General features: G+C 57.6%; 1 rRNA gene. It reads right to left on the reverse strand.

What is annotated here, in order from left to right:
* Positions 1 to 71: 71 nt before the first annotated feature.
* Positions 72 to 1,236: ribosomal RNA gene (locus tag WDV86_RS15985) — 23S ribosomal RNA — on the reverse strand; the annotation flags it as partial.

Consider the following 1,236-nt stretch of genomic DNA (forward strand, 5'->3'; position numbering starts at 1 on the left):
CCCCCCAACAACCAAGGGGACAGGAAGGGGCGTGCAGCCCCAGAACCGCACAGTGGACGCAAACACACGAAGTGGTCAAGCCATCGGCCTATTAGTACCGGTCAGCTCCACGAGTTACCCCGCTTCCACACCCGGCCTATCAACCCGGTCGTCTACCGGGAGCCTCACACCACCCAAAGTGGCACGGAGACCTCATCTCGAAGCAGGCTTCCCGCTTAGATGCCTTCAGCGGTTATCCCTCCCGAACGTAGCCAACCAGCCATGCCCTTGGCAGGACAACTGGCACACCAGAGGTTCGTCCGTCCCGGTCCTCTCGTACTAGGGACAGCCCTTCACAAGTCTCCAACGCGCGCAGCGGATAGGGACCGAACTGTCTCACGACGTTCTAAACCCAGCTCGCGTACCGCTTTAATGGGCGAACAGCCCAACCCTTGGGACCTACTCCAGCCCCAGGATGCGACGAGCCGACATCGAGGTGCCAAACCATGCCGTCGATATGGACTCTTGGGCAAGATCAGCCTGTTATCCCCGGGGTACCTTTTATCCGTTGAGCGACCGCGTTTCCACACACCACGGCCGGGTCACTAGTTCCGACTTTCGTCCCTGCTCGACCCGTCAGTCTCACAGTCAAGCCCTCTTGTGCACTTGCACTCACCACCTGATGACCGACCAGGCTGAGAGGACCTTTGAGCGCCTCCGTTACACTTTAGGAGGCAACCGCCCCAGTTAAACTACCCATCAGGCACTGTCCCTGATCCGGATCACGGACCGAAGTTAGACGACCAGTATGACCAGAGTGGTATTTCAACGACGACTCCACCAGCACTGGCGTGCCAGCCTCACAGTCTCCCACCTATCCTACACAAGCCACACCAGGCACCAATACCAAACTATAGTGAAGGTCCCGGGGTCTTTCCGTCCTGCTGCGCGTAACGAGCATCTTTACTCGTAGTGCAATTTCGCCGAGTTCGCGGTTGAGACAGCGGAGAAGTCGTTACGCCATTCGTGCAGGTCGGAACTTACCCGACAAGGAATTTCGCTACCTTAGGATGGTTATAGTTACCACCGCCGTTTACTGGCGCTTAAGTTCTGAGCTTCGCCGTGAAGCTAACCCGTCCCCTTAACGTTCCAGCACCGGGCAGGCGTCAGTCCGTATACATCGTCTTACGACTTCGCACGGACCTGTGTTTTTAGTAAACAGTCGCTTCTCCCTGGTCTCTGCGGCCTCACACGCTC

Source organism: Pseudokineococcus sp. 1T1Z-3, assembly GCF_037482365.1.
Classification (GTDB): Bacteria; Actinomycetota; Actinomycetes; order Actinomycetales; family Quadrisphaeraceae; genus Pseudokineococcus.